Genomic DNA, 2868 nt, shown 5'->3' with positions numbered 1-2868 from the left:
GCCCAGGACGACCTCGTCATCGCAATCCAGTTGCCCGCGCGATTTGGAGCGCCTGCTGCGATCGGCATTGGCGTTGCCGTTTCCGGGCACGCGGACGGTCGGTCGAGGTTCGCCGCGCTGCTTCGTGACTTCGCTGCAGAAGCCTGGGGTGCGTGAGGGCGAAGTGCTTGACCGCCACATGCGTACGCCGGGGCGGAATAGGAGCTACCAGGCGGCTCTTTCTAAAACGACTAAGAAGCAGGCTGGTGGAGGAATGCGCAATGAAGAGCAGTAACTTGATGGAACTCATGCAGCAAATGTCGCTGACACGACGGCAATTGCTCGGCACGTCAGCAATGCTGGGGGCAGCCGCTCTGATGCCGCGGCAGGCATGGAGCGCGCCCGATCTCAAGGGTATCGAACTCAATCTTATGGTGATCCAGCCGCACGTCACCGGTGGACGCATAGTTGCAGACGAGTTCGGCAAGGCGACCGGCGCGAAGGTCAACGTACTGCCGGTTCCCAACGACCAGATCCAGCAAAAGGCGACCCTCGACGTCCAGTCCGGATCCAACGTCTACGACGTCATCGACTACTGGTACTGTCTGCTCGGCGCGCTCGCCGAAGACGGCACGGTCGTCGACGTTACCGACCGCATTGCCAAGGATTATGCCGCTGCGGACTTCCTGCCGTCGATCTACGATCCCTACACACTGTACAAGGGAAAGCGCTGGGGGGTGCCATATGACGGCGATTCGCACGTGCTGTTCGTCAACACCGAGATCCTGGAACGGAGCGGCCAGAAGCCGCCCACGACTTGGGACGAATATCTGGCGACGGCGAAGGTCATCACGGAGGCCGAGACAGCGAACGGCATCTTCGGCACCGCGCTGCTCGGTGTGAAAAACCCTTTCATGATAGGCTGCAGCTACACCAACCGGCTGGCTGGTCTGGGTGGCGATTTCTTCGATGCCAGCGGCAAGCCGTTGCTCGATTCGGAAGTCAGCATCGCGGCCGTCCAGGCCATGCTTAACGTTGCTCCGTATGCTCTGCCGACGCCGCTGGAAACCGGGTTCGAGCAAGGATTGCCGGCCTTCCTCTCCGGTAAGGCGGCCATGATCGAGTTCTGGACCGATCTCGGGGTCAACGCACAGGATCCGGCAATGTCGCAGATTGTTGACAAGTGGACCGTGGTGCAGATGCCGATTGGCGGCGCCAACAAACAGCATCGCGGCTCGCTCGACGCCGGTTTCGGCCTGGCGATCTCGGCCGGCTCGAAGCAGCCGGACGCCGCTTGGGAACTGGTCAAGTTTGCCTGCAGCAAGGAAATGAACCTCAAGCTGACACTGACTCCCGGCAGTGGCATCGATCCGATCTTCACGTCGGTTCTCGACAGCAGCCAGTACAAGGCGGCGGCGCCGAAGGTTCAGGCTGCTGGCGCCCAGGCACTAAATGGCGCGCTTGCCTGGCCTACCGGGGCACTGGCGTCCAAGATGCTGCAAGGCCTGGCTGACGAACTTGCATTGGTTCTCGCTCATACCAAGACCCCCGAGCAGGCTATGAAAGATGCCCAGGCGGCTTGGGTTGCAATGCTGAATGGATAGAGGCAACCCGGTTTCCACATCGGCCGGAGCGACGGTAAGCGGCTCGCGATTGGCAGGGTTCCTTCTGGTCGCGCCGCTGCTGCTCGGCCTCTCCGCCTTTGCCATCTATCCGTTTCTCGACGTGCTTGCGTTGTCGCTGTCGAAGAGCTCGCTGGGGCGGCAGTTCCAGCATTGGCCGGTTCTGACCAACTTTGCCGCCATTCAGCGCGATGGCGACTTTCAGGCGGCCCTGTTGAGGACGACGATTTTCGCAATTCCCGTCGCATTGATCCAGCTCGCACTTGGCTTGGCGATCGCGATGATGCTGCATTCAAGTCTGAAGCAGGCGAGGTGGGTGCGCAGCCTTATCCTGTTGCCGCTAATGACGCCGCCCATGATGGTGGCCGTGGCCTGGAAATTGATCCTTGCGCCCGCCGGCGGCCTGCTCAACGGCGTGCTGTTGCGCACCGGCATCATAGACCAGCCGGTCTCATTCCTCGGCACCATGCCCGCAGCCTTCCTTTCGGTCGCTGTCGCCGATACCTGGCAGTGGACGCCGTTCGTGGCGATCCTCGCTTATGCGGCGCTCCAGACCTTGCCAGACGAGGTGTTCGAGGCGGCAAGTGTCGACGGCGCGTCGCCGCGAACGATCTTCTGGCAGATCACGCTTCCGATGCTGATGCCGACGCTGCTTGCCATCTTGCTGTTGCGCGTCGTGATCGCGTTCAAGCTCTTCGACCTCGTCTATGGTCTGACATTCGGCGGGCCGGGATTCAGCACCACCGTCACCACCTTCCGCATATGGCGCACTGCCATGCAGGAGTTCGATGTCGGTCTGGCCGCAGCCCAAACGCTGGTGTTCGCCATCCTCGTCAGTATTGTCACCCTGCCTATCACCTGGCTTCACAAACGCAGCGAAACGAGGTCGGGATGAGCCATTCCAGTCAAGCTGGGGGGAAGTCGCGGGGCCGGGTCGCAACAGGGTGTGCCGCGGTCATGGTCGGCTTCTTTGTGTTGCCGATTGCGTATCTCGTCTCGGTTTCCTTCAAGACGCCAGACCAGGTGCTTACCGGGTATTTCCTGCCGCAGGCACCGACACTGGCGAACTGGATCAACACCTTCCAGATCATCCCACTGTTTCGCCTGCTGGCGAACTCGCTGCTGGTCGCGGTTTGTAGCAGCCTGCTGACGCTCGCCGTCGCCTTTCCAGCCACGTACGCCATGGTGCGGTTGAAGGTCGGCGGGCGCTTCCTTCCGGCCTTCACGCTGGCGACCTACGTGGCGCCGCCGGTGGTCGCGCTCATTC

General features: G+C 61.6%; 2 protein-coding genes and 1 pseudogene. All 3 read left to right on the top strand.

Features of this window, described 5'->3' with window-relative positions; genetic code table 11:
• Positions 1–245 precede the first annotated feature (245 nt).
• A complete protein-coding gene (locus EN893_RS27095) occupies positions 246–1583 on the top strand; it encodes a sugar ABC transporter substrate-binding protein (RefSeq protein ID WP_236382677.1) in 1338 nt (445 codons plus the stop codon).
• Positions 1576–2496 (top strand): sugar ABC transporter permease, encoded by a 921-nt coding sequence (locus EN893_RS27090; protein ID WP_024504905.1) that lies wholly within the window; start codon positions 1576–1578, stop codon positions 2494–2496. The genes EN893_RS27095 and EN893_RS27090 overlap by 8 nt, the downstream gene beginning before the upstream one ends.
• 62 nt (positions 2497–2558) lie before the next feature.
• Positions 2559–2868, top strand: a pseudogene (locus EN893_RS27085) (carbohydrate ABC transporter permease); the annotation flags it as partial.

Source organism: Mesorhizobium sp. M7A.F.Ca.CA.004.04.2.1, from assembly GCF_004022825.1.
Classification (GTDB): Bacteria; Pseudomonadota; Alphaproteobacteria; order Rhizobiales; family Rhizobiaceae; genus Mesorhizobium.
Note: the sequence above shows the minus strand (reverse complement) of the source record. Positions and strands in the feature narration are given on the sequence as shown.

Coding starts and splice junctions, on each gene's coding strand:
- EN893_RS27090 (WP_024504905.1), top strand. CDS start 1,576: ATGGATAGAGGCAACCCGGTTTCCACATCGGCCGGAGCGACGGTAAGC.